This is a genomic window from Flavobacterium sp., from assembly GCF_017744675.1.
Taxonomy (GTDB): Bacteria; Bacteroidota; Bacteroidia; order Flavobacteriales; family Flavobacteriaceae; genus Flavobacterium.
Genome location: NZ_JAGIAV010000001.1, coordinates 880,797 through 905,050, shown reverse-complemented (window position 1 = coordinate 905,050; position 24,254 = coordinate 880,797). Strand labels below are relative to the sequence as shown.

Annotated in this window: 18 protein-coding genes and 2 tRNA genes; 10 read left to right on the top strand and 10 right to left on the bottom strand. The window is 34.5% G+C overall.

The window, feature by feature from the left end; genetic code table 11:
• Window positions 1-38: 38 nt before the first annotated feature.
• The 6 genes from J7574_RS03970 to trxA form a co-directional block, all read right to left on the bottom strand.
• Window positions 39-863, bottom strand: coding sequence for an AraC family transcriptional regulator (locus J7574_RS03970; protein ID WP_290964509.1), 825 nt, complete (start codon window positions 861-863; stop codon window positions 39-41).
• A 289-nt stretch (window positions 864-1,152) separates the two neighbouring features.
• Window positions 1,153-1,226, bottom strand: a tRNA-Asp gene (locus tag J7574_RS03965).
• A gap of 562 nt (window positions 1,227-1,788) precedes the next feature.
• A tRNA-Asp gene (locus J7574_RS03960) sits at window positions 1,789-1,862 on the bottom strand.
• Window positions 1,863-1,948: 86 nt separating this feature from the next.
• The gene (locus J7574_RS03955; protein ID WP_290964506.1) at window positions 1,949-2,875 is read right to left on the bottom strand and encodes a DUF58 domain-containing protein; all 927 of its coding nucleotides are present in this window, start codon (window positions 2,873-2,875) and stop codon (window positions 1,949-1,951) included.
• Window positions 2,872-5,448, bottom strand: a complete 2,577-nt coding sequence (locus tag J7574_RS03950; RefSeq protein ID WP_290964504.1) for a M1 family aminopeptidase — start codon at window positions 5,446-5,448, stop codon at window positions 2,872-2,874. Before J7574_RS03950 ends, J7574_RS03955 begins: the two co-directional genes overlap by 4 nt.
• Before the next feature lie 153 nt (window positions 5,449-5,601).
• Complete coding sequence (trxA, locus tag J7574_RS03945; protein ID WP_008466289.1) at window positions 5,602-5,919, bottom strand: thioredoxin; 318 nt, start codon at window positions 5,917-5,919, stop codon at window positions 5,602-5,604.
• 232 nt (window positions 5,920-6,151) lie between these two features.
• Here trxA and J7574_RS03940 point away from each other — a divergent pair, with 232 nt between their 5' ends.
• Both J7574_RS03940 and J7574_RS03935 read left to right on the top strand, forming a co-directional pair.
• Complete coding sequence (locus J7574_RS03940) at window positions 6,152-8,623, top strand: AsmA family protein (protein ID WP_290964499.1); 2,472 nt, start codon at window positions 6,152-6,154, stop codon at window positions 8,621-8,623.
• Window positions 8,624-8,813: 190 nt separating this feature from the next.
• On the top strand, window positions 8,814-9,128 hold the full coding sequence (locus tag J7574_RS03935) for an HPF/RaiA family ribosome-associated protein (RefSeq protein WP_290964497.1): 315 nt from the start codon (window positions 8,814-8,816) through the stop codon (window positions 9,126-9,128).
• Between the two features lie 157 nt (window positions 9,129-9,285).
• Here the strand turns inward: J7574_RS03935 and J7574_RS03930 are convergent, their stop codons facing one another.
• Window positions 9,286-9,945 carry a hypothetical protein gene (locus J7574_RS03930; RefSeq protein WP_290964495.1) on the bottom strand — a complete coding sequence of 220 codons (660 nt, stop codon included), beginning with the start codon at window positions 9,943-9,945 and terminating at the stop codon, window positions 9,286-9,288.
• Window positions 9,946-10,176: 231 nt separating this feature from the next.
• Between J7574_RS03930 and J7574_RS03925 the strand changes: the two genes are divergently transcribed.
• The 5 genes from J7574_RS03925 (at window position 10,177) to J7574_RS03905 (ending at window position 14,445) form a co-directional block, all read left to right on the top strand.
• Window positions 10,177-10,665 (top strand): nuclear transport factor 2 family protein, encoded by a 489-nt coding sequence (locus J7574_RS03925; protein WP_290964492.1) that lies wholly within the window; start codon window positions 10,177-10,179, stop codon window positions 10,663-10,665.
• Window positions 10,666-10,929: 264 nt separating this feature from the next.
• A complete protein-coding gene (locus J7574_RS03920; RefSeq protein ID WP_290964489.1) occupies window positions 10,930-12,312 on the top strand; it encodes an ammonium transporter in 1,383 nt (460 codons plus the stop codon).
• Window positions 12,313-12,673: 361 nt separating this feature from the next.
• Window positions 12,674-13,351, top strand: coding sequence for a tRNA (guanosine(46)-N7)-methyltransferase TrmB (trmB, locus tag J7574_RS03915; RefSeq protein WP_290964487.1), 678 nt, complete (start codon window positions 12,674-12,676; stop codon window positions 13,349-13,351).
• 41 nt (window positions 13,352-13,392) lie between these two features.
• Window positions 13,393-14,031 carry a lysine transporter LysE gene (locus J7574_RS03910; RefSeq protein ID WP_290964486.1) on the top strand — a complete coding sequence of 213 codons (639 nt, stop codon included), beginning with the start codon at window positions 13,393-13,395 and terminating at the stop codon, window positions 14,029-14,031.
• An 84-nt stretch (window positions 14,032-14,115) separates the two neighbouring features.
• A complete protein-coding gene (locus J7574_RS03905; RefSeq protein ID WP_290964484.1) occupies window positions 14,116-14,445 on the top strand; it encodes an MGMT family protein in 330 nt (109 codons plus the stop codon).
• Between the two features lie 326 nt (window positions 14,446-14,771).
• On the opposite strand, the gene J7574_RS03900 is transcribed toward J7574_RS03905, so the two are convergent.
• Both J7574_RS03900 and J7574_RS03895 read right to left on the bottom strand, forming a co-directional pair.
• Entirely contained in the window at window positions 14,772-16,097 is a 1,326-nt protein-coding gene (locus J7574_RS03900) for a PAS domain-containing sensor histidine kinase (RefSeq protein ID WP_290964482.1), read from the bottom strand.
• 147 nt (window positions 16,098-16,244) lie between these two features.
• Window positions 16,245-17,594 carry a sigma-54 dependent transcriptional regulator gene (locus tag J7574_RS03895; RefSeq protein ID WP_290964480.1) on the bottom strand — a complete coding sequence of 450 codons (1,350 nt, stop codon included), beginning with the start codon at window positions 17,592-17,594 and terminating at the stop codon, window positions 16,245-16,247.
• Window positions 17,595-17,754: 160 nt separating this feature from the next.
• Here J7574_RS03895 and J7574_RS03890 point away from each other — a divergent pair, with 160 nt between their 5' ends.
• The 3 genes from J7574_RS03890 to J7574_RS03880 all read left to right on the top strand — a co-directional run bounded on the left by J7574_RS03890 (window position 17,755) and on the right by J7574_RS03880 (window position 22,411).
• Window positions 17,755-18,999: an HlyD family efflux transporter periplasmic adaptor subunit gene (locus tag J7574_RS03890; protein ID WP_290964477.1), complete on the top strand. Its 1,245-nt coding sequence runs from the start codon at window positions 17,755-17,757 to the stop codon at window positions 18,997-18,999.
• A 147-nt stretch (window positions 19,000-19,146) separates the two neighbouring features.
• Window positions 19,147-19,854, top strand: a complete 708-nt coding sequence (locus J7574_RS03885; RefSeq protein ID WP_290964476.1) for an ABC transporter ATP-binding protein — start codon at window positions 19,147-19,149, stop codon at window positions 19,852-19,854.
• Between the two features lie 130 nt (window positions 19,855-19,984).
• Complete coding sequence (locus J7574_RS03880; protein WP_290964473.1) at window positions 19,985-22,411, top strand: ABC transporter permease; 2,427 nt, start codon at window positions 19,985-19,987, stop codon at window positions 22,409-22,411.
• Window positions 22,412-22,475: 64 nt separating this feature from the next.
• Here the strand turns inward: J7574_RS03880 and J7574_RS03875 are convergent, their stop codons facing one another.
• Entirely contained in the window at window positions 22,476-24,074 is a 1,599-nt protein-coding gene (locus J7574_RS03875; RefSeq protein ID WP_290964469.1) for a L,D-transpeptidase family protein, read from the bottom strand.
• Between the last annotated feature and the right edge of the window lie 180 nt (window positions 24,075-24,254).

Below are 24,254 nucleotides of genomic sequence, written 5' to 3'. Positions count from 1 at the left end.
TCTGCGAGAGAAATCAATTAAGCACTGTATGAAATATACTATTTAGATCTTTCCAAAATTTCCTCTCCATTTAAATAATCAGAAGGTCTTTGTCCTAAAATTTTGAAAAAAGTATTACTGAAAGTTGGAACACTATTATAACCAACTTCCAGAGCTACCTCTTTTACAGAAAGCTTTCTTTCTAACAAAAGTTCGATCGCTTTAAGGATTCTTCGAATGGTATAATATTGAATAAACGACATTTTGAGATCTTTCTGAAATAAGCGATACAAAGAACGTTCGCTATATCCGAATTCATGCGCCACATCTGCAAAAAGAATCGTTTCTCCGAGGTTATTTTCAATATATCGAAGAATCTTTCCCAAACGCGCATCTTTAGCCTGAGGCAATTCTAAAGGTAAATTGGTATGGCATATCTGTGGAAGAATCGCTTTTATCGCCTTTGCAATAACAAAACTCGGGCTTCCTTTTTTCAAATCACCATTCCACTGATTGGTAAACATCATCATTTGAAGCAGTAAATTGTTCACTGGATAAATACCCTCGCTTTTGTAGAATTCATCTTCATCTTTTTCAACCGGAAAATAGAGATTTCGCATCATCACCTGCTCAGACTTCGGGTGAATGCTATGCTCCACTCCACTCGGAATCCAAATAAAATGCCTTGCAGGCAGAAAATAAGATTTTGTTTCTGTTGTTACAAACACCACATCTCCTTCTGCATAAAGCATTTGAGCTTTGTCATGTTTGTGTGTTGGAACCAGTAATTCGCCCATTATATCATGATGACAATAAATGCTTTTTTTATCGGCATCTACTTTCTTGATGTAATATTTGTCTACTTTGAAAGGCTCTTGTTCCATAATATAAAGATAGGAAAGAAATAAATTCTAATAATTAAAATCCCAAATTCCAATCACCACACAGTTTGTCATTCCGAGGAACGAGGAATCTCACTAGAAATTCCGCAAAGTAATTCTCCAATCTATGTCGAATCCCGCGTGAGATTCCTCGTTCCTCGGAATGACAAATTAGACCGAGTAAAACCTTTGCGAACTTTGCGTAAAATCTTAGCGTGCTTTGCGGTTAAACTTCACTAAGTGTATAAAACAAAAAAGCTTCTCATTAAGAGAAGCTTTTTACAAACTTAGGCGGTCTGGACGGGACTCGAACCCGCGACCCCATGCGTGACAGGCATGTATTCTAACCAACTGAACTACCAAACCCTGCGTTATTGTGGGTGCAAAAATACAACAGAATTTCATTTCTGCAAGCGTTTTTATGAATAAAATTTGAGAAATTTTTAATCGACTAAAATCCAATATTTTAAAAATTTAGGTTTTAATCAAAAAGCAGGAATTTTCTTTTACTTAACCGCAAAGACACGGCAAAACAAAAACATAAAGTCTGTAAAAGCTTTATTAAATTACAGTTTTGCGGACTTTGTATCCTTAAAAACATCTTTGCAAACTTTGCGCATCCTTTGCGCTCTTTGCGGTAAAATCTTTGTAGAATTTCTTGCGGAGATTCCTCGTTCCTCAGAATGATAAACTGTATGATCAAATTGGAATTTGGGATTTAATTTTAAGAATTCAAAATCATTGGAATTTACCTTTTACAAAAGGTCTTAAATCAAAAAAGCCATCCACAAAAGTGGAAAGCTTTTCATTGGTCTAACTACTAAACCAGCTACGAGTTACAAAGTCGTAGCAAAACAACACAACTAATCTTAGATACCGTTTTTGGGCAAAAAAGCCTTTCTTAATAGAAAGGCTTCTCCCAATATTGCGGTCTGGACGGGACTCGAACCCGCGACCCCATGCGTGACAGGCATGTATTCTAACCAACTGAACTACCAAACCTCTGCGTTATTGCGGTTGCAAAGATATAACAGAATTTCGTTTCTGCAAGTGTTTTTATAAAAAAAATTAAAAATTTCTTTAAAATATTATCCAAAGTTTTGTTTTTCAACCAAATAAGTAGTCAATATTTTTTCAAAATTATCGCCCACATTTACCGGAACGTACTTAATTTGGTTCTTGGCACAGGTTAAAGCCAAGTTTTTAAAATAGGCTTCTACCCTTTTTTCATATTCTTCTTTTACATTATCAGCAAAAATAGAAACCTCTTCTCCCGATTCTAAATCAATGAACTTTCTGGGCGCATTATCAAAATCAAACTTTAATTCGGTTTGATTATCAACCACATGAAACAAAACCACTTTATGTTTGTTGTGCTTCAAATGCTGCAATGCATTGAATAGTTTCTCGTCATCCTGCGTTTGAAACATATCGGTAAACAAAATAATCATCGAACGGCGATGCATTTTCTCAGCAATCTGATGCAGATACGTAATCGTATCGGTAGTTTTCTTTGCCTTAGGCTGTTCTAACAATTGCTCCAATTTATTCAATAGCATTCTATGGTGGCGATCGCTTCCTTTTTCTGGAGCGTAATATTCGTAATGATCAGAGAAAACGCTTAAACCAACGGCATCACGTTGTTTCTTTAGAATATTCATCAAAACTGCCGAAGCCAAAACCGCAAAACCAATCTTCTTTTCATAAAAAGGCTGATTCGATTTCAGTTCAGGATAATGCATCGAAGACGAATTATCTACAATAAGATGACAGCGTAAATTGGTTTCTTCCTCAAAACGTTTCGTGTACAAACGATCGGTTTTAGCAAATAATTTCCAATCGATATGTTTGGTGCTTTCGCCTGCATTATAGACTTTATGCTCGGCAAATTCGGCCGAAAATCCATGAAACGGACTCTTGTGCATTCCAGATATAAAACCTTCCACAACCTGATTTGCCAGCATTTCGAGATGCTGAAAACTCGAGACTTTCTCTATTTCCGATTCAATTTTCATTCGGTTTCTTTTTTAATATTTTGTGCTTTATAAAGCAAATCTGTCGCCATGAATAACTTGCGTTTCAAAATCGGACTAAAATTAGGGTTTTCTTTTAAGAATCGCTGCACTTCATCAAAAGCATATTTCGACGAATATTTCCCTACAGTGCTATCTAACCAATCTTTCGGAAAGAAAATATCTCCCGTACGCTGAATTTCGTCTACCAAATCTAGTGAAAATCTAATATATTTTTTCGCACTTTCTTGTCGAAGCGGATGATTTACATTGGCCAAACCAACCGAAACCCACGATTCTTTTTCTCGATTAGAATCCTCTTTTAAAGATTCTATAAAAGCATTTCGAACCGATTCATTTTTTGATAATGACGGAAGCAGAAACTCAAATCGTTTCTTTTTATCTGGGTTTGAAATTGAATTTCTAGTTCGCTCTAAAATTTCATCGGCCTTTGGATGTTTGAAAATAGCCAGATTCATTGCCATATTGGTGTAATCATCTTCATTTAATTTTAAACCTGAAATCGAAATTTCCCTATTCCAAACCTTATACAAACTCGCCTTTCCAGAATCTGAATAAGCAACCGAACTAAACAAACCAAACAATGTCTTTTTAATATTCGAAGATAAATTAGCTTGTAAACGATCATATAAAATAGCAATCAACTGTTTTTGTACTTTATTTTGCTGTTTCTCACTCAAAAATTTCCAGTAAATCGTATTCAGATTATTAGAAGCAATTCGTAAAACCAATTCATTTTCTTCAGTTTGAATTGCTTTTAAAAAACATTCGAAAGCTTGATTTACAGAAACATTTCCAATTAAAGTATTTTCATAAAGATTGCTATACGTCGAAGCCCTTGCTACCTCATCTTTTAAACTTGCGATATAATTTAAATTATTCCCGTCAAGCGGAAAAACTCCGTATCCAAAACCATTATAGTTGTAAATAATAAAAAGCGGTTTTTCAAGTCCTACAGCTTCTTTTAAAACCAAATTTTTATCTGTAATATTTGCCGTTAGCACTTTTACATCGTTAGCATACACTAAACCAATTTGAAAAATCTGTGGCCACACATTCTCTGATTTATCTTCGGCTTGCTGAATGATTTCAAATTTTTTGATTCGGTTTTGAACGTCGTATTCAATTTTATCTGAGAAAATAGTTCTTCCCGATTGGTTTACCCAAACCTCACTCCATTTCTTCATGTCCAAAGGCGTTTCGGCATCTAGAATTTCTACGAGATTATTCCAATCGGCATTGTCATTGGCGTATTTCTGAATGTATTTTTGAATCCCTTTTTGGAAAGATTCTTTTCCCATCGAAGCTTCCAATTGACGCATCATAATGGGGGCTTTATTGTAAATCATAGCGCCATAAAGCGAACCCGCATCTTTCAAATTTTCCAAATGCTGTCTTATTGGGTGTGTGCCCAAAGACCGATCCTCCGCGTAAGCGCTAGGATAATGCGCCGTAAAAAACTGCAAATTATGATTGACTTTCGGGAAAATCGGATTCATAATTTTATCTGCCATGAAGTTCGCAAAAACCTCTTTCATCCAAACATCATCAAACCATTTCATGGTTACCAAATCGCCAAACCACATATGTGAAGTTTCGTGTGCAATGAGTTTTGCTCGGTTTAATTTCTCGCTGTCGGTGGCGCTGTTGTCCAAAAATAAAGTCGATTCTCGGTACTGAATTGCACCAACATGCTCCATTCCACCATATTGAAAAACAGGAATCGAAGCAAAATCTAACTTCTGAAACGGAAATTTATAATTGGTATATTTTTCTAAAAAATCTAAAGATTGCTGATGCAAATTGAAAATTGTATCAACACTGCTTTCTATTTTTCCTTTATCATTTTCTCGATACAGCATTGTCATTTCCATATTTCCAGGCTTTTGCGTCACGCTATTGAATTTTCCTACTACAAACGAAAACAAATAGGTACTCATTTTGTCTGATTCTCCGAAAGTGTACGACGTAAAATCGCCTTTTTCAAGTTTCTCTTTTACATCGGCTCCAGCCAAAACTTTCCAATCTTTTGGAACCGAAAGACTCAGTTTGTAAGTTGCTTTTATATCGGGTTGATCAAAACAAGGAAATAAAGTGCTTGCGCGATCTGGAACCAGCAAAGTATATAGAAAATCATCGTTTCTATTTAAAGATAAATTGCCTGCAATGAATGAAATCGCAATAGTATTTTTTCCTGAAATCAAACTTCCGTTAGGAATTACAATATGCCCTTTTTCATGAGTAATACCAATCGTTTCTCCATTTGCCGATACCGATTTTATGTTTTGTGTTTTCTCTTTAAAATCTAAATATAACGACTCGCTTAAATCTGATAAACTTAAATTTAAAACCAAAATGGAGCTAATATTTTCTGCCTTTTGATTAGGAATACTAAAATCCAAAATGTATTGAACATTAGAAATCTGCTGTTTTCTAAACTGAGCCAATTGCTCTGAAACACCATTTTCTAAAATAAGATTTCCTTTTGTTTTAGATTGCGAAAATCCAATCGTAATCATTGTGAAAAAAGTAAGAAAGGAGTAAAAAATTTTCATTTTTCGAAGGATATAAGATTCGTAAAAATAAAAATTCCGCCACGAATTCACGAATTATTTAAAGCAAAAATTCGTGAATTCGTGGCGAAAGAAATCCAAATAAAAAAGGCTTGACTTTCGTCAAACCTCCTTTATATAAATTGCAATCTAAGATTACAATAAAGCATCTAAACTATCTGCGTAGGCTTGTTTCGGAGCTACTCCTACTTGTTTTCCTACTACTTCACCATTTTGAAACACCAAAACGGTTGGTATGTTACGCACACCATATTTTGCAGCAAATTCTTGGTTAGCATCTACATCTACTTTACCAACAACTACTTTACCAGCATACTCTTCGCTTAATTGGTCAATGATTGGACCAACCATTCTACAAGGACCACACCATGCTGCCCAAAAATCTACCATTACTGGTTTATCTGATTTTAAAACTACTTCATCAAAAGTAGCATCTGTTATTGCTAATGCCATAATATATTAAGATTAAAATTAGGTTTGAATATTTAACTTTCAAACTACAGTACAAATTTAAAAATTTAAAATAAATCAAACACCATTACTAAATTAGTTTTCATTATAAATGTATTGTCAATAATTATAAACTGTATAACGTTAAATTTACAATTTATTTAACTGAAAATCAAATCAGTATATATTTTAGCATTTTTTTAGTATCTTTAGTATATCCATAAATTCGATTAACATGAAAGAAACTTTAGCCAAAACAAAATCCTTTCTGCAATCTGATTCTTTTAAAAAATATGCCAAACGATTTGGTTATTTTATCCTAGGCTTAATCGCAATTCTTCTGCTGGCTTGCGGAGGTTTATCCATTTATTTCCACCAACATAAAACAGAAATAATTGCCAAAGTCAATACCAAAATCAACGAAAACATAAATGGCAAGTTTCATATAACCGATTTCCATTATAAGTTTTTAACGGGTTTTCCGTACTTCACACTTGCGCTTAATGAAGTCGAAATAAAAGACAATAAATGGCCAAGCCACAAACATACTTTGCTGAGAGCAAAAGAAATCGAAGCACGTTTAAACATTTGGAGCCTGTTGCATCATGAAATTAATATTCATAAAATCTTGATCAACGACGCCGATATCTACATTTACAAAGCCGCAGATGGTTATTCTAATGCGAATATTTTCAAGCCTAAAAAGAAAAAGCCAAAAACCGACAAAGAAAAACCCGAAACTACAATCGATCAAGTAAGTCTCTCAGAAGTTCATGTGATTATCGACAATCATCTAGGCCATAAATTGTTTGATTTTGATGTGGCAAGTTTAGAGTCTAAAGTCAATTATGATGGTGACAATTGGCAGACGAATTTGTTTTTGAAAACGAAAATCAACAGTCTGGCTTTTAATACCGTTCATGGAAGTTTTGCCAAAGACAAAGTGCTCGAAGGCAAATTTGATATTTCGTATGCTGAAGCCAAACAGAAAATAGACATTAATACTGAAGGCCTTAAAATTGGTTCTGATGCTTTTGATATTGTGGCTTTCTTTAATATCGGGAAAAACAATTCGCTTTTCGGAATCAATATTGGAACCGATATTTTATGGCAAAATGCTTCTAATTTATTGTCTGGAAATATCAGTTCGAAACTGAATAAATTTGGCATCAAAAAACCGATTAAGGTAAACTGCGACATTAAAGGCGATTTGAATGTAGCAGGCGACCCGAAAATTGTTGTACAAGCAGATGTGAGAAATAACGAGTTGAGCATTCCGGATGGTTTGTTTACCAATTGCAGTTTTAAAGGAATTTTTACCAACACATTTAAACCCGAAAAGGAATCCAGCGATCCGAACTCGGCTATTATTTTGACCAATTTTAAAGCCGAATACGAAAATGTGCCACTAACTATTGCACAAGCCGTGATTAATGACCTCGAAAAACCAATTGCAACTGGAGTTGTAAATTCTGACTTTGATATTTCGAAATTGAACGGAATGATGAACGAGAAAATCCTTCGTTTTGATAGCGGTCACGCCAAAGCCAATTTGAAATTTCAGTTTGATATTGTCGATTTGTACATCAACAAACCTCGTTTTACGGGCGATGTTGATATTGATAATGCCACTTTCGATTATCTTCCAAAAAGCATTCATGCCGAAAATACAGCCGTTCAGTTGTCTTTTACGCAAGAAGCGCTTTACATCAAAAAAATTGCCTACAAACACAAAAAGAACGTCATTCGCATTGACGGAAAAATCGATAATTTCCTGAATCTGTATTACGATGCACCCGAAAAAATGGTTGTAAACTGGAATATTTATTGTCCAAGTATTGATGTGAAACAGTTTATGGGCGTTTTAAAAAATTCGCCAAAACAGAAAGTAGCCGAAAAAAGACCTGCAAAAAAGAATGTCAATTTTACGAATCAATTAAGATCGGTTATCGAAAAATGTACTGCCGTGATCAATCTTAAAGCCGATAAAATCACGTACGGCGCGCTCACGGCCACCAATACACAAGCAACGCTGCAAATGCTAAATTCTAAAATCCTGCTCAAAAACGGAACACTGCAAACTTCTGGTGGAAGCATTAATTTTAGCGGTTCTGTTCAGCCAAGCGGGAATAATTATGTTTTTACTTCAAACGCTCAAATAAATCACGTAGATATTTCCAGTTTTTTAAAATCTTTTAACAACTTCGGAATCAAATCTTTTAGTCCGAAAAACATTCGTGGCCGATTAACCAGTACTGCCAATGTTGTAGGCTTAATGAACAGCAAAGGCGATTTGATAATGAATTCAACAAAAGGGAAATTAGACTTCAATGTCAATCAAGGCGCCTTAATAAACTTTGAACCCATTATGAAAGTCGGCAAATTTGCTTTTCCGTTTCGCGATGTCGAGAATATTACTTTCAGCGATTTATCGGGTTCGCTCAACCTTCGCGGAGAACAAGTCGATGTCAACAAACTCACCATAAGTTCGAGCGTTCTTAACCTGGATGCAGAAGGCGTTTATTCTTTCGGCCGAGGCACCAATCTAGCACTTACCGTTCCGCTAAGAAATTCTAAAAACGACGCCAAACTCGCCACCAAAGAAGAACGCAAAGCCGTTCGCGAAAAAGGAATCGTCCTGCATTTGATCGCTTATGATAATGAAGGAAAAATGAAAGTTAAGTGGGGGAAGAAGGAGAAATCGTAGTTTCTTTCTTTAAATAAACTCTCATTTTTTGTCATTGCAAATTAAAATACTATGAGTATATTTTTTCCAAATCGAAGTTACAAAATTGAAAAATAAATCATTTTAAAATTTCATAATATTTCCTTAACCTGCTTGTCTTTTAGCTTTAAAATCGATAAGTTTGAGAATGAATCATTAAATATTATGCGTTATGAAAGTACAAATCAACACAGACAAAAACATTGATGGACACGCAAGATTAGAAGCTTACTTTTCTGCAGAAATTGAAAAAAGCTTAAATCGTTTTGAAGATAAAATTACTCGTGTAGAGCTTCATTTTGGAGATGAAAACGGGGAAAAATTCGGATTGCATGACAAAAAATGTGTGATTGAAGTCCGTCCTGTAAAATTACAGCCAATAACCGTGACAGAGCATGCCGATACTCTTGAAAAAGCTTTCAGCGGGGCATTGGCCAAAGTCAAAAAATCGTTGACGAGCACTTTCGAGAAAATAAAAGAATATTAATCTATTTTTTTAACCATATAAGTGATATAAGTAAATTTAAGATCTTTACTTAATGTTACTCCTAAAAAAAGTGAAGCCGCAAAGTAATATACTTTGCGTTTTTTTGTTTTGAGATCAATTCTAAAATGAACTTATATCACTTATATGGTTTAACAAACTATTTAGGCAGTGGTGCTCCTACTGCAATATCGCAACGGTGACCTGGTTTTCCGTGTGGCGGATTCATTCCATCAGCAACCGTAGCTTCGTTTCCTTCTGTGCTTAACAATGCAGGAACTGGGTTTGATGCAGGAGGTGGCGTTACTGAAAAATTTTGTGTAACGGTTCCGCTTTGCGCTGTATTTGTACTTGTTGCCGTTGTCTTTGCAACAGGAGAATTTAATGGTGCTCCAACAGGAATATCACATCTATGACCCGGTTGTCCGTGAGGCGGGTTCATTCCTTTAGCCACTTTAACTGGCGTTGTTGTCGTAGTCACTACTTGAGGCTGGCCTACCTTTACTGTTTGCCCAGCTTGTGCCGTAACCTGACCTTGCTGAGGTGGTGCCGAATTTAATGGCGCGCCAACTGCAATATCACAGCGGTGGCCTGGCTGTCCGTGTGCAGGATTAATCCCTTTTGTATCGCTTAAAACCGTATTTGGGTTTGCCGCAGGATTTTGCACCACTGGCGCAGCAGCTTTAGTTGTATCTTTTGCAAGTCCTAACCTTACTAATTCTGAGGTTGCTGTACTTTCTTGCGGCTCTAATTCTTTTTTACAAGAAATAAACAATAAGGAAGTGATGGCTAACGAACTGATAAGTATTTTTGGATTCATTGGGGTATTGTTTAAAATCTCTCAAATATACTCGTTTTTTCGCGATTACACCACATAAGTCATATAAGATAATTTAAGCTTTACGTACACTTGCCACAAAGGCTCAAAGGCACAAAGTTTATTTTAAAATCTTAGCAACTTAGTGTCTTTGTGGCAATAACTTCTTTAATTTCCTTACATCACTTATATGGTTCAAAAAAATTATACCTTTAAACTCAAATCATACTACTCATGAAAAAAACACTTTTATTTCTTTTATTCGTTGTTTCTTTTGCGAATGCACAAGCAGACAAAACCAAAATCAATCAAATCTTAGACGCTTGGCATAAAGCTGCTGCTGAGGTAAAATATGATGCTTATTTTAGTGTCTTAAATTCAGATGCCATTTACATCGGAACTGATGCAACCGAAAATTGGACCAAAAAAGAATTCGCAATTTGGGCAAAACCTTTTTTTGATAAAGGAACAACTTGGAACTTTAGAGCTTTAGAACGTCATATCTTTTTTGACAAAAGCGGAAAAATAGCTTGGTTTGACGAGTTGCTAGATACGCAAATGAAAATCTGTCGCGGTTCTGGAGTTTTGGTAAAAGTGGGGAACGAATGGAAAATTCAGCATTATGTTTTATCTATGACTATTCCGAATGACGAAGTAAATGCTGTAACCAAGATAAAAGCTCCAATTGAAGACGCTTTGATCGCCAAGCTTCAGAAAAAATAAAACATTTTCAGGTTTTCTTATTATAAACGTAACTTTTTGAGCACTTTACCAATGTGATTAACAGATTAATTTTAATTAATTCGTTAAAAACAGTGCTTTTTTGTAACTTTAGAATAAGATACTGTCAAAAAAACGTACCGTATTTTACAAAATCAATCAAAATAAAAACCTATACCTCTATTTTAACAGCCTTTAAAACGAGAATCTGTATTTTTTTCTAACTTTGACCCCAAAAAAAATAGGGTTAAACAAAGTATTTTAAAAATGAAAATAGAAAAACGCTGGATTATATCCTTTATTATGATCAGTGTCGTATGTACGATCGGTGCATTTTGGCCTACAGTAACAGAAAATAATTATGTTTTATCAGAATTTGGAACTATAGACCACATTGTTCCTGCCGATGTCGCTTGGATGCTAACTTCAAGCTGTTTGGTTTTAATCATGACACCAGGATTGTCTTTCTTTTATGGCGGAATGGTAGGCAAGAAAAACGTTATTTCTACCATGCTTCAAAGTTTTATCTGTTTGGGTGTAGTAACACTTTTATGGGTTGTTGTGGCGTTTAGTTTGGCTTTTGGAGAGCCAGTTGGTTTTGGCTCTGGAGATCATTTTTATAGCTTTTTCGGAAATCCAACCACTTTTGCTTTTATGGATTATGTGGGCGTTCTTCCTCATAAACAATTGGCTACTACAATTCCGTTTATGCTTTTTGCTTTGTTTCAAATGAAATTTGCCATTATCTGTCCAGCGATCATTACAGGTTCGTTTGCAGAACGTGTTCGTTTTATTTCTTATTTAGTATTCATTAGTTTATTTACGATATTCATTTATGCTCCTTTGTGTCACGCCGTTTGGTACCCAACTGGAGTTTTAGGAAGCTATTTTGGCGTTAAAGATTTTGCTGGAGGAACAGTGGTGCACATGAGTTCTGGCTTTGCAGCTTTGGCGGGAGTTATTGTTTTAGGAAAAAGAAAAAACAGCCAACATATTCCAACCAATATTCCGTTTGTTTTATTAGGAACAGGAATGCTTTGGTTTGGCTGGTTCGGATTTAACGCTGGATCTGCTCTTGCGGCCAACGGAACTGCTGCTATGGCTTTTGCCACAACCACAACCTCATCGGCTGCGGCGATGTTAACTTGGATTTTCTTTGATAGAATGAACGGAAGAAAAGTTTCTGCTCTAGGAGCTTGTATTGGAGCCGTTGTTGGTCTTGTTGCCATTACGCCAGCTGCAGGATTTGTTTCTGTACCAGAAAGTATGTTCTTCGGATTCATCACGGCTTTGGTTTCTAACACGGCTGTAAACTGTAAATATTCTAAAAAATTCGACGATACCCTTGACGTTTTTGCCTGCCACGGTGTTGGTGGAATTATGGGAATGATCTTAACGGCTATTTTTGCTCACGGCGAAAATGCAAGTTTGCTTCATGGCGGATGGAATGTTTTCGGACATCACATGATGGCGTTGCTTCTAGTATCAATCTTTACTTTCTTCGGCGCTTATTTCTTGTTTAAAGTAACTAATTTCATTATTCCGCTGAGAGTTTCAGAAGAATCAGAACACATCGGATTGGATTTATCACAACACGATGAAACATTAGATCCAAAATCAAAACCAATTACAGAACCGCATTACGGTTAAATACTATTTTTTTTCCGCCACAAATTCACGAATTATTTTTAAAATAAAATTCGTGAATTTGTGGCGGAAGACATTTTGAATATGTAGTCCCAATGGGACATTTTTCATCTATATATTATTCTACTACCGATATTTTATTCCTAACGGAATAATTATAAAAAACACCTCATTCCTTAATAAATCTCGTAGAGATCAAATATTGGTAAAAACAGATAATCTTCAACTTCAAGCTGTCCCGTAGGGACTATACTTCCATAAACATTGAAAAAAATCTTTTTAATTCGTGAATTCGTGGCGGAAAAACATTTAAACAGCATTTCATTCGTTTATATTCCTTAATTTTGCGGAAAATTTTTGTAAAGTGGGAAGTAAAAATAAACTAAAAAGATTCAGAGAAAACGAAACATTTCAAAACGTTTTTCAACCAACCAGAGAAGAAGTTGTAGGCGATTTAATGCCTTTGAAAGGAAAATGGAATTCTGATTTCTTTAAAAATGATAATCCATTAGTTTTGGAATTGGGATGCGGAAAAGGAGAATACTCTGTTGGATTAGCAGAAAAATACCCTGACAAAAATTTTATCGGAATCGATATAAAAGGAGCGCGTTTCTGGAGAGGTGCAAAAACTGCTGTAGAAAACGGTCTTCACAATGTTGCTTTCGTACGTACGCAAATCGAATTGATTGATCATATTTTTGCTGAAGGCGAAGTAGACGAAATCTGGATTACTTTCCCAGATCCGCAGATCAAATACAAGAGAACCAAACACAGAATGACGAATTCTGAATTCTTGAAATTGTACAAAAGAATCTTGAAAAAAGACGGTGTGGTAAATCTTAAAACCGATAGCGAATTTATGCACGGTTATACACTTGGATTACTTCACGGAGAAGGACACGAGGTTTTGTATGCTAACCACAATGTCTATAAAAACGAAGGAAGTCCTGAAGTTGTGACTTCTATCCAGACTTTCTACGAAAAACAATATTTAGAGATTAATAAGGCAATTACGTATATTCGTTTCAAAATTAAGGACTAACTTTAATTTTGAAACCTTTATCTAACCGATTTAATAACTAAATGACCTACCTCACTCCATTACTTTCAGGCTTTATTGCCGCAGCCATCGGGACTATTCCGCCAGGATTGCTCAACATGACAGCTGCGAAAATAAAAATGAAAGAAGGAAAAAAAAATGCTTTGTCATTTGTAATCGGTGCTATTCTGGTTATTTTTTTTCAGGCGTATGTTGCAGTGCTATTTGCCCGTGTTATAGACAATCGGCCAGATGTTGTTACGTTATTGCGTGAAGTTGGTTTTGTCATTTTTTCGATCTTAACGATTTATTTTTTATTTTTTGCTAAAGATCCAATAGCAAAGAAAAAAACAAAAATTAAAAAGAGTAGTAAAAAAAGTCGTTTCTTTCTCGGAATGCTACTTTCTGGATTAAATTTCTTTCCTATTCCCTACTATGTTGTAGTGAGTGTAACATTGGCCTCTTACCATCTTTTTGTATTCGAAAACTCGATTATCTTAACCTTTGTACTAGGCGCTGTCCTTGGTGCTTTTGCCGTTTTATACAGCTACATTGCTTTCTTTGGAAGAATAGAAAAAAAAACCGACTACTTCATGCGCAACATGAATACCATAATCGGGACAATTACAGGATTGGTTGCTCTTGCGACACTTTTTAATATCTTGAATTATTACTTCGGATAAATAAAACGAACCATTAAGCAATTAAGAAAAATTAAGTTTTTATCTTTATTACCTTCATTTCTTAATGGTAAAAATATTTTTTTAATGGCTGAGGAAAATTTTTTCGAAAGGGTTTATGTAATCGCTAGACAAATTCCGTTTGGGAAAGTAACTTCTTATGGCGCTATTGCAAAAGCTTTGGGAGCTGCACGTTCTGCAAGAATGGTAGGCTGGGCAATGAACGCTTGTCATAATATGGATGATATCCCCGCTCACCGAGTTGTAAACCAAAAAGGACTTCTAACAGGAAAACATCATTTTGACGGAACTAATTTAATGCAACAGCTTTTAGAGAATGAAGGCATTAAAGTCGTTAATAATCAGATTGTCGATTTTGAAAAACATTTCTGGCAGCCGGAAATTTCCACCATATAAGTGATATAAGTTCATTTTAGCTTGACTTGATTATTTTACTTTCTCCCGCAGATTTTGCAGATTTAGGAGATTTACCATCGTATAAATAATTTAGAAAAAATCTGCCGAATCTGCGAAATCTGCGAGAGAAAAAGACGCACTGCAGTTCCTTTACAATAAAATCTTTGCGACTTCGCGTCTTTGCGAGATTAGACCATTCAGAGTACTTGCTCTCTTTGCGTAGACGCACTGCAGTGCGTCTCTACAATACAATCTTTGCGCCTTTGCGAGATTAAATAACAAAGTAAAACTTTAAATGAACTTATATCACTTATATGGTTCATTTTTTAGATCAAGCAAATAACAAAACTCGTTTGATCTTCGTCGGTTTGGTAACTTAAATAACCTCCGTGAGCTTCAATAATATTTTTGGAAAGCGTTAATCCGATTCCAGCGCCATCTTTTCTTGTCGTGAAAAACGGAAGGAAAACTTTATCTCTAATTTCAGCATCTACTCCCTTTCCGTTGTCTGAAATCACAATAAAAAAGCGATTGTTTTCGGTATAGCTCGAAATAATTAGTTTCTTTTCTTCTTTTTCTTTTAAAGCATGAATACTATTGGTAATCAAATTGATAATCACTTGTTCCATCTGATTTTTATCAATCAAAATCGAACGAGAACTATGAATTTCATTGATTAACTCAATTCCCTCATCTTTCAAAATCGGACTCATAATACGCAAACAATCTTCAAACAAAGCGTTTATTGGCGTCGCTTGTTTGTTTGGCGTTGGAAGCATTGCTAGTTTTCGATAATTCTCTACAAAAAACTGTAAATGATCGCTTCTGTTAATGATGGTAGAAATACTGCTTTTGATGTCTTCAAAATCATCATCTTCCAGTTCTTCTTGATCTACAATTTGAAGCAAATTCTGCGAAAGCGCACGAATTGGCGTTAGCGAATTCATTAATTCGTGCGAGATAATCTTCATTAGATTTATCCAGGCTTCTTTTTCTTTTTTCTCAATAACACGCTGAATACTATCCAAAAGAATAATAAAATATTCCTTGTTGTAAGTCTGCGTGCGAGAAGTCTGAAGCATAAAAGTCTGTAAATCCTGATCTTCAATTTTAATTGAAATTGCTGTTTTCAGTTCGCCAAAATCTACATTTTCTATTTCAGTGCAAAGTGCAGGAAGATAGTTTTTAAGGTATTTCCAATGGCTTACTTTCGGCACTTTAAACAGATTCGAAAAACAATCGTTCATTATAAAAATTGACCAATCATCATTTTCTTTTTCTAAGATTAAAGCAGCTGTATCAATACTGTTCAAAATCGAACGATAAATCAATTCTTTGGAAATTTGTTCCTGTTTCTGAACCTTTAAAGCATTGTATAAAAGATACAAACTATTGAAATTGTCTTTTTTATATTCTTCTGGAAAATGAGTCGAAAAGTCGTCATGCAGAATGGAATTTATGGTTTTATCATAAAACAGCAATTGGTTTTTGACAAAAAAATACATTTCGAAAAGAAAAATCAACACAAAGACTCCAACTAATAAAGCATTAAATCGAAATCCTTTATAAAATAATAAAGCACTGCAGAGGGAAAGAGCCATTACAAAAACGACCCTAACAAACAACGCGTTATAAAATTTCCAACTCTTCATTATTTTGTTTGAATTGCCTCTAGCTTTAGCTGGAGAGATAAAATTATTTATAGAAATGGGCTTTAGCCAAATGTTTAGGTTTGGCTAAAGCCTGAAATCTTTACTTATTATTGACATCCAGCTAAAGCTGGACGCAACTTATTTTCTTTAATTCTTTAAATCGTATTTTTCAATTCTTCTATAAAGCGCAGCGCGTGACAACCCTAATTCTTCAGCGGTTTTGCTGATATTTCCGTTATGTTTAAAAAGTGCTTTTTCAATCGCTCCTTTTTCCATTTCAGATAACGGATTTTCATCATTTTCCTGAATTTCTTCAAAATCTAGAATATCCAAATCCATTACAGAAATGGTGCTGTTTTCTGCCAGAATCAAAGCGCGTTCTATTTTATTCTCCATTTCACGAACATTTCCTTTCCATGGATATCTTTCTAAATAAGATGCCGCATTATCTTCAAATCGCCAATTATCCTGATTGTATTTTTCGGCAATTTGCTCCAAGATAAAGTTTGCCATTGGTACAATATCATCTTTTCTTTCTCGCAAAGACGGCAGATTAATTTCCATTGTATTGATTCTATAAAGTAAATCTTCACGGAAAGTTTTGTTCTTTACCTCCGTTTTAATATCGCTGTTTGTCGCCGCAATAACACGCACATTCAGCGGTCTTGGTTTGCTTTCGCCTAAACGAGTTACGGTTTTGGTTTGCAAAACATGAAGCAATTTTGCCTGAAGATGCAACGGAATATTCCCAATTTCGTCTAAGAAAATAGTTCCGTTCGATGCGTTTTCAAAACGGCCTGGAGTATCGATTTTGGCATCGGTAAAAGCGCCTTTGGCATAACCAAAAAGTTCGCTTTCAAACAGATTATCGCTCAAAGAACCTAAATCTACATGCACAAAAGGCTGATTTTTTCGTTCAGAATGCTGATGAATGTATTCGGCAAAAACATATTTTCCTGTTCCGTTTTCACCCAAAATCAAAACATTGGCATCGGTTCGGGCCACTTTTTCGGCAATAGAATACGCTTGCTTTATTTTGGCTGAAGTTCCAACGAAATATTTCTTTTCGGTTTTTTCAGCTTTGTCAGCTGGCTTTTTAGTATTTTTTCTACTTTCTGCAACTGCTTTATCAATAGTTTCAAGCAGTTTTTCGTTATTCCAAGGTTTTAGAACATAATCAAAAGCTCCAATTTTAATGCCTTCTACAGCAGTTTCAATTTTCCCAAAAGCCGTCATTAAAATCACAATAGTGTTTGAAGAAAGCGTTTTGATTTCTTTTAGCCAATGAATTCCTTCTCGCCCATCTTCAAAACCAATTCGGTAATTCATATCCAGCAAAACCACATTTATGTCATTTTCGCTTAAAATTGAAATGATTTTTTTGGGACTATTAGTTGTAAAAATCGTCTCGAAATGCTTTTTGAGAATCATTTTTGCAGAAAAAAGAATTTCTTCCTGATCGTCGACAACTAATATTTGAGCTTGTTTTTTTCTCATGTGGCGTTTTTTCTGTCCGCTTCCGAACGGTCAACTGTTCATTATCGAACACTTCGTTTTTGAGGTGGTTTTTAGAGCCCTTTTAAAATCAGTGCTTTACAAATAATAAATTTTATGGCACAGTATTTACCTATTGATTATCAGTAAAATATTAAATAAAATGGACACGGTAATTCCTCGTAAAAATAAAAAATTTAGATATCTCGCAATAGCAATTGCTGTTTTTTTAGTTTTGGTTACCATCTCGGTTTTTGCTTTTAATACCAAAAGAACTTTAAACGTAAAAGCAGATGAATTGGTAATTCAGAAAGCAGAAAAAGCTTTTTTTGAAGATTTCGTGGTTTTCCAAGCAAAAGTAGAACCTCTAAATGTTATGCTGGTAAATGTTACCGAAGGCGGATCTGTAAAAGAGATTTTTGTAGAAAACGGCGCAATGGTGACGAAAGGACAATCGCTGGCTCGTTTGTACAACCCCAATACAGAATTGAACTACTTAACTCAAGAAACAGCTATAATTGAGCAAATCAACAATTTGAATACAGGAAAACTGAACATCAGAAATCAAGAATTAACCTTAAACAAGGATTTGGTTTTGATCGAGCATGATTACAACGATGCTAAAAGATTGTACGATATGAATTCTAAGCTTTACGAAAAAGATGTTATTTCTAAAAATGACTGGAATACTTTTAAGGAAAGTCTTCGTTTTCAAGAAGAGCGCAAAAGAACGATCCAACAAAGCATTCAAAAAGAAAAACAAAGCAATCAGGTTCAGATTTCACAAATAAACCGTTCGATCCAGACCATGGAAAAGAGTTTGGATATTCTTAGAAACAATAAAAAGAACTTCTTGATTACAGCTCCAGAAACGGGCCGATTGACTTCTTTTGAACCTGTTTTAGGGAAGACTTTTCAGGCTGGAGCAAGCATTGGAAAAATCGACGCTAATAAAGGATATAAACTGACTGCAGACGTGGATGAGTTTTACTTGGAAAAAGTGAGAGAAGGTTTGAAAGGTCAAGTAGAATTTAAGGGCAAAAATCTTGAAGTTATCGTTACCAAAGTAATTCCAGAAGTAAAAGGCGGACGTTTTACTGTAGAATTGGCTTTTGCTTCTAAAGAAAAAATTGCTCTTCAGGACGGACTTAGCTTCGGAGTAAAACTAATTTTATCTGAAAAGAACAAAACCCTAGTAATTCCGAGAGGTGCTTTTAATCAGGAAGCTGCAGGAAAATGGATTTTTGTTGTCAACGGAAATAAAGCTGTAAGAAGAAATATCAAATTAGGACGAGAAAATCCTTCTTATTATGAAGTTCTAGAAGGTTTAAAAGAAGGCGAATCTGTAGTCACTTCTTCTTATACCGACTATAAAGACATTGAAGAGCTTTCGCTTAATAAGGAATAGTTTCAGGTTTCAAGTTGATTCGTTGCGTTAACTTGAAACTTAAAACTTGGAACTTGAAACCTGAAACTTGAAACAAAAAAATAAAATCATCATTTCAATCATCAATCAAAAAACGAATTTAATAACATTTCAAAACCTTAAAAAATTATGATCACAATTCAGAATTTAACCAAAGTTTTTAGAACAGAAGAAATAGAAACTGCTGCATTGAGCGGTATCAATTTAGAAATAAAAAAAGGAGATTTTCTAACTATCATGGGGCCTTCGGGCTGTGGAAAATCGACTTTACTGAATATCATTGGTCTTTTGGACAGTGGAAGCAGCGGAAGCTACAAACTGTTAGATCAAGAAATGATTGGTCTAAAGGAAAAAGGAAGATCAAAAGTGCGAAAAGAAAACATTGGTTTCATATTTCAGAATTTCAACTTAATTGATGAGCTTTCTGTTTACGACAATATCGAATTGCCTTTGCTTTATAATAATGTAAAAGCTTCTGAAAGAAAACAGAAAATTGAGGCAATTGCTGAAAAACTAAATATCTCTCATCGTTTGAAACATTTTCCGCAACAGCTTTCTGGAGGACAGCAGCAGAGAGTTGCCGTTGCAAGAGCTTTGGTAAACGACCCGAAAATTATTTTGGCCGATGAGCCAACAGGAAACTTAGACAGTAAAAACGGTAATGAAGTAATGGAACTCTTAACCGATCTGCATGCTAAAGGCGCTACTATTTTGATGGTTACCCACTCTGATTACGATGCTTCTTTTTCGCAAAGAACCATTCATATGAAAGACGGAGTTATATTTTCTGAGAAATTAAATCAACGCAATGTTGATGTTTTTATGGACGCTAAATAATAAAACGATGATTAAAATTATTATTACTGCACTTGTAGTTCTGGTTGAATTAGTGTGCAAAATATTTACCATGATCTAAGACCGAAAGGTTTTACAAAACAGCCATATCAACTATAAAAATATAATCAAAATGATTTTTAACTGGTTTAAAATATTTATATACCATTTAAGACAAAACAAACTGTTTTCGTTTTTAAATGTTTTAGGATTAAGCATCGGAATTGCTTCGGTTATTTTCGCGATTCTTTACTGGAACAATGAAAATGCTTACGATCAATGGAATCCTGAAAAAGAGAACTCTTATTTGGTTCTTAATAAAATTGGTTCTGGAGATATTTGGGCTTCCAACTCGATTCCGTTTGGAGAAACTTGCAAAGCCAGCATTCCAGAAATTGAAGAAATCTGCATAATGAACAACTGGTACGACCAAGAAGTTATCAAATATAAAGATCAAAAACTGTTGACCAAAAACATCATGGTTTCTGATGAAAATTTCTTTGATTTTTTCCCTTTCGAAATCGTGAAAGGCGCTAAACAGAATATCTTAAAAGAAAAAAGCAGCGTTGCTATTTCTAGCGAACAAGCCGATTTGCTTTTTAAGAACGAAGATCCTATTGGAAAATCTATTTCATACAAAAACAACATCTATACTGTTAAGTCGGTTTATCGTTTAATTAAGCCTTCATCTATTGAGCCAACTTATGTTTTTAGCGGTGTAAAAAGAGAGGGCGATCTAAACAGCTGGGGAAATTTTAATTATGGCTTAATGGTCAAAATTAAAAAAGGTGTAGATCCTGCTCTTGTTTTAAAGAAAATGCAGAATGTAGTTTATGTAAATAGAACAGTAAAAGATGCTAAAGAAAGCGGACAAACTGTCGAACAATATATTAAAGAAAATGGTGAAGTAAAAGTAATTATAGACCAACTGAAAACATCTCGTTTGCACGGTACAAAAAGTTCAGGAGGAAAAAACTTTCCTGAAGGTTATGGCAATTTAAAGTTACTTTACATCATGGCAGGTTTATCTCTTTTGATTTTAGTTTTATCATTGGTAAACTATATTAATTTAGCAACTGCATCGGCAATAAAACGCGCCAAAGAAGTTGGAGTTCGCAAAATCGTAGGCGCCTCTAAAAACCAGATTATTGCTCAGTTTATTTTTGAAACTGCGATAATTGTAACCTTGGCTATTTTATTTGCTTTGGCTATTGTTGAGCTTTCATTGCCTTACTACAACAACTTCCTGAACAAAACACTAACTATAAATGGCAGTGAATTCTACCTGCAGCTTATTTTAATATTTGGATTAGTAATCATTTTTGCGGGTATTTTCCCTGCCATTTATATTTCAAACTTTGAGACTCTAAAAGTTTTAAAAGGTAATTTTTCTAGAAGTAAAAGTGGCATCTGGATTCGAAATTCAATGCTTATTTTCCAATTTGGTATTGCAGCATTCTTTATTATTGGCGCATTAATTGTCAATTCTCAGGTTAATTATATGATGGAGAAAGATTTGGGTTTCAACGGAGATCAAGTAATTTCAATTCCCTTTAATAGCTTAGATAGACTTAAACGAACAGACCAATATTTAAGCGCAAAACAGGAAATTAAAAAAATACCTGGAGTTTTAGACATTTCTGCTTTTGCAGGGTCATTTGGAGGAAGTACCAATTCTAGTTCTGGTTTTAAACACAATGGCATTTTTGTACAGCCAAGAAATGTAGAAATGGATTTTGGTTTCTTAGATATGATGAAAATCAAAATTGTAAAAGGACGCGATTTATCTCCTAAATATGCTTCAGATACGATAAGTGGAATGCTTATGAACGAAACATTGGTGAAAGCCCTTAATATTAAAGATCCAATAAACACGATTATAACATCAGGATGGGGAAATGAAAAAGGAGATCTGAAATTCAAAATTGTGGGTGTCGTAAAAGATTTTAACATCACTGGATTGCAAGATAAAGTCCCTCCGATGGTTTTCATCAACTTAAAAACTTTGAAATGGAATAACTTTAATCATGTATTGGTAAAGGTTTCTCCAAATAATTTAACAGAAACGTTAGAAAAATTGAAATTATATTGGGAGAAAAACGTAAATCCAGACTATCCATTTGACTATGAATTTGTTGACAAAGGATTTGCTAAGACTTATGCAGAGCAAGTAAAGCAAAAAAACCTGTTTTTTATCTTAAATCTGGTTGTAATTATAATTGCAATCTTCGGATTATTCGCTTTGGCATCATTTTCGATGGAGAGAAGATTGAAAGAAATCGCCATTAGAAAAACTTTAGGAGCTGAAACAGATATACTCTTAAAAGAACTTTCGAAACAATATATTGTTTTCTGTTTTATAGGATTTGGAATCGGAATAGTTCCTGCTTACATATTATTACAGAAATGGCTTGAAGATTTCGCTTTTAGAATAGGAATATCATCAGTTCCTTTTATAATTGCCCTGATTTCTCTTTTGCTTTTAACACTTGTGATTGTTTTAACAAAAGCGTTTCAGGTTACCAAAATAGATGTATTAAAATATCTAAAATACGAATAAGCTTGTAGACCATTTTTTTTAAAGAAGCCCGACAGATTTCAGTAAAATCCGTCGGGCTTGTATTTTATTTCATCGTAACAGAATCATTGTAAATTAGCTTGTCCAAACTCTGGTCACGCTCGTATACATCTGGAAAAAAGTTGACTTCTCCATTATCCTGAACCCAGCAAGTAAAATAACCTATATAAACCGGAATCTTTCGTTTAAGCATACAGGTTGTTTCTTTTTCGCCACTCATTGCACTCTCAATTTTGTCTACCGGCCAGTCTGGATCATCTTTTAAAATATGAAGAGCGAGCTGTTTGGCTTCTTTTACATTTATACAACCGTGGCTAAAGGTGCGCTTTTCAAATTCGAACAAACTTTTTGCAGGCGTATCGTGCATATAAATATCATTCGGATTGGGGAACATAAATTTTACTAATCCCAAGGAATTCTTTGGTCCTGGTTTTTGCCGCACTTTTCCACCATTCCATTCCATATTGTGTTCTGCCAGATAGTTTTTGTCACTTGCGATCTGAAGTTTCAATTCATTTTGAATAATACTGGTCGGCACATACCAATACGGACTAAAGACAATTCGATCCATATTTCCGCTAAAAATTACCGTTTCGCTAAGCCTGTTTCCAACAAAAATATCCGAAACTAAATCATATTTTCCATCCTTAACATAAAATAGCCTAAAAGAAGGAATATTTACCATGACATATTCTTCCGCTTTGGCTAATTTAGTCGGAATCCATCGGCATCTTTCCATATTCAGCATAATGGTTCTGATCCTTTTTCCAATTGGCTCGTTCATCTGGTTGATGTGGTCTCTGGTTATAGCATAATTTAATTTCAAATTATACCTTTTTTTATAATTTAAAACACCAGCCATAAGCTCTTCATCATAAATATCGCTTCCAGAATCTCTTTTTAAATCTCCAACCACAAACAAGCGATTTCTAATTTGTTTAATGGCAATTGCAGTATCATCTGGTCTTAAGTCTTTGTAAGTAGCACTGTCAATTGTAATTTTTTGCCAGAGATTATCGGTTTCAATTTTACGGTATTTTTTAAGCGCATCTTTCAATCTGTAGTATTGGCTAAATAAAAGATTATCATCTTTATCCAATCGATCAGAATCTACCATTAAAGAATCTAGAATATGAGTATACGAAATAGATTTTGCAGGCAAATACCATCCTATTTTTTTCAATGTCGCGGGATCAACTCCAGAATATACATTGCTGGCATAAAATACATACATACTGGTCAGCAGTAATTCGGTATCAAGCTGGGATGGTTTGTTTGAAGAACTTTCGTTAAAAGCCTCATCAATTTGTTCTTTATAGGGCATTTTTTCTTCAATTCCCTGATCTTTCAGAACATTAACTTTTTGATATAACAGCGATCCAAACTCGGTAATACTTTTATCGTCATACCAAATAGATTTGTATTGTTTGGCTTTATAAATATCCTCAACATCTTTCTGGTATTTTTTAAGCTTAGGATATTTTTTAAAAAAGGCATTAATCGAAGCAGCATCGATAGTAATAATCGAAAAAGCTTTTCGATTTGTCAAATCAGTCTTGCTTTTGACATTGTTAGACAATGAATTAAAAGAAAATGCAAAAAAACTGATTGTAATAATAATTAAAGAAAAAGTAAAATTTCGCATATTTTTAAAGTTTAAAATTGGTAGAAATAACTTTAAAAAAAACACCGAAAACCCAAATAAACACTTCAAAAAACCTTAGTTTTCATCTATTTTTTTTATGTCTGGCAATCATCGATTTGGGCTATCAAATATAACGAAGTTTTGTGAGAATTTTAATTTATTTGGAAGAAAACTTACATA

Coding starts and splice junctions, on each gene's coding strand:
- J7574_RS03940 (WP_290964499.1), top strand. CDS start 6,152: ATGAAAGAAACTTTAGCCAAAACAAAATCCTTTCTGCAATCTGATTCT.
- J7574_RS03950 (WP_290964504.1), bottom strand. CDS start 5,448: ATGAAAATTTTTTACTCCTTTCTTACTTTTTTCACAATGATTACGATT.
- J7574_RS03910 (WP_290964486.1), top strand. CDS start 13,393: ATGACCTACCTCACTCCATTACTTTCAGGCTTTATTGCCGCAGCCATC.
- J7574_RS03880 (WP_290964473.1), top strand. CDS start 19,985: ATGATTTTTAACTGGTTTAAAATATTTATATACCATTTAAGACAAAAC.
- J7574_RS03895 (WP_290964480.1), bottom strand. CDS start 17,594: ATGAGAAAAAAACAAGCTCAAATATTAGTTGTCGACGATCAGGAAGAA.
- J7574_RS03875 (WP_290964469.1), bottom strand. CDS start 24,074: ATGCGAAATTTTACTTTTTCTTTAATTATTATTACAATCAGTTTTTTT.
- trxA (WP_008466289.1), bottom strand. CDS start 5,919: ATGGCATTAGCAATAACAGATGCTACTTTTGATGAAGTAGTTTTAAAA.
- J7574_RS03970 (WP_290964509.1), bottom strand. CDS start 863: ATGGAACAAGAGCCTTTCAAAGTAGACAAATATTACATCAAGAAAGTA.
- J7574_RS03930 (WP_290964495.1), bottom strand. CDS start 9,945: ATGAATCCAAAAATACTTATCAGTTCGTTAGCCATCACTTCCTTATTG.
- J7574_RS03955 (WP_290964506.1), bottom strand. CDS start 2,875: ATGAAAATTGAATCGGAAATAGAGAAAGTCTCGAGTTTTCAGCATCTC.
- J7574_RS03885 (WP_290964476.1), top strand. CDS start 19,147: ATGATCACAATTCAGAATTTAACCAAAGTTTTTAGAACAGAAGAAATA.
- J7574_RS03900 (WP_290964482.1), bottom strand. CDS start 16,097: ATGAAGAGTTGGAAATTTTATAACGCGTTGTTTGTTAGGGTCGTTTTT.
- J7574_RS03920 (WP_290964489.1), top strand. CDS start 10,930: ATGAAAATAGAAAAACGCTGGATTATATCCTTTATTATGATCAGTGTC.
- J7574_RS03925 (WP_290964492.1), top strand. CDS start 10,177: ATGAAAAAAACACTTTTATTTCTTTTATTCGTTGTTTCTTTTGCGAAT.
- J7574_RS03935 (WP_290964497.1), top strand. CDS start 8,814: ATGAAAGTACAAATCAACACAGACAAAAACATTGATGGACACGCAAGA.
- J7574_RS03890 (WP_290964477.1), top strand. CDS start 17,755: ATGGACACGGTAATTCCTCGTAAAAATAAAAAATTTAGATATCTCGCA.
- J7574_RS03905 (WP_290964484.1), top strand. CDS start 14,116: ATGGCTGAGGAAAATTTTTTCGAAAGGGTTTATGTAATCGCTAGACAA.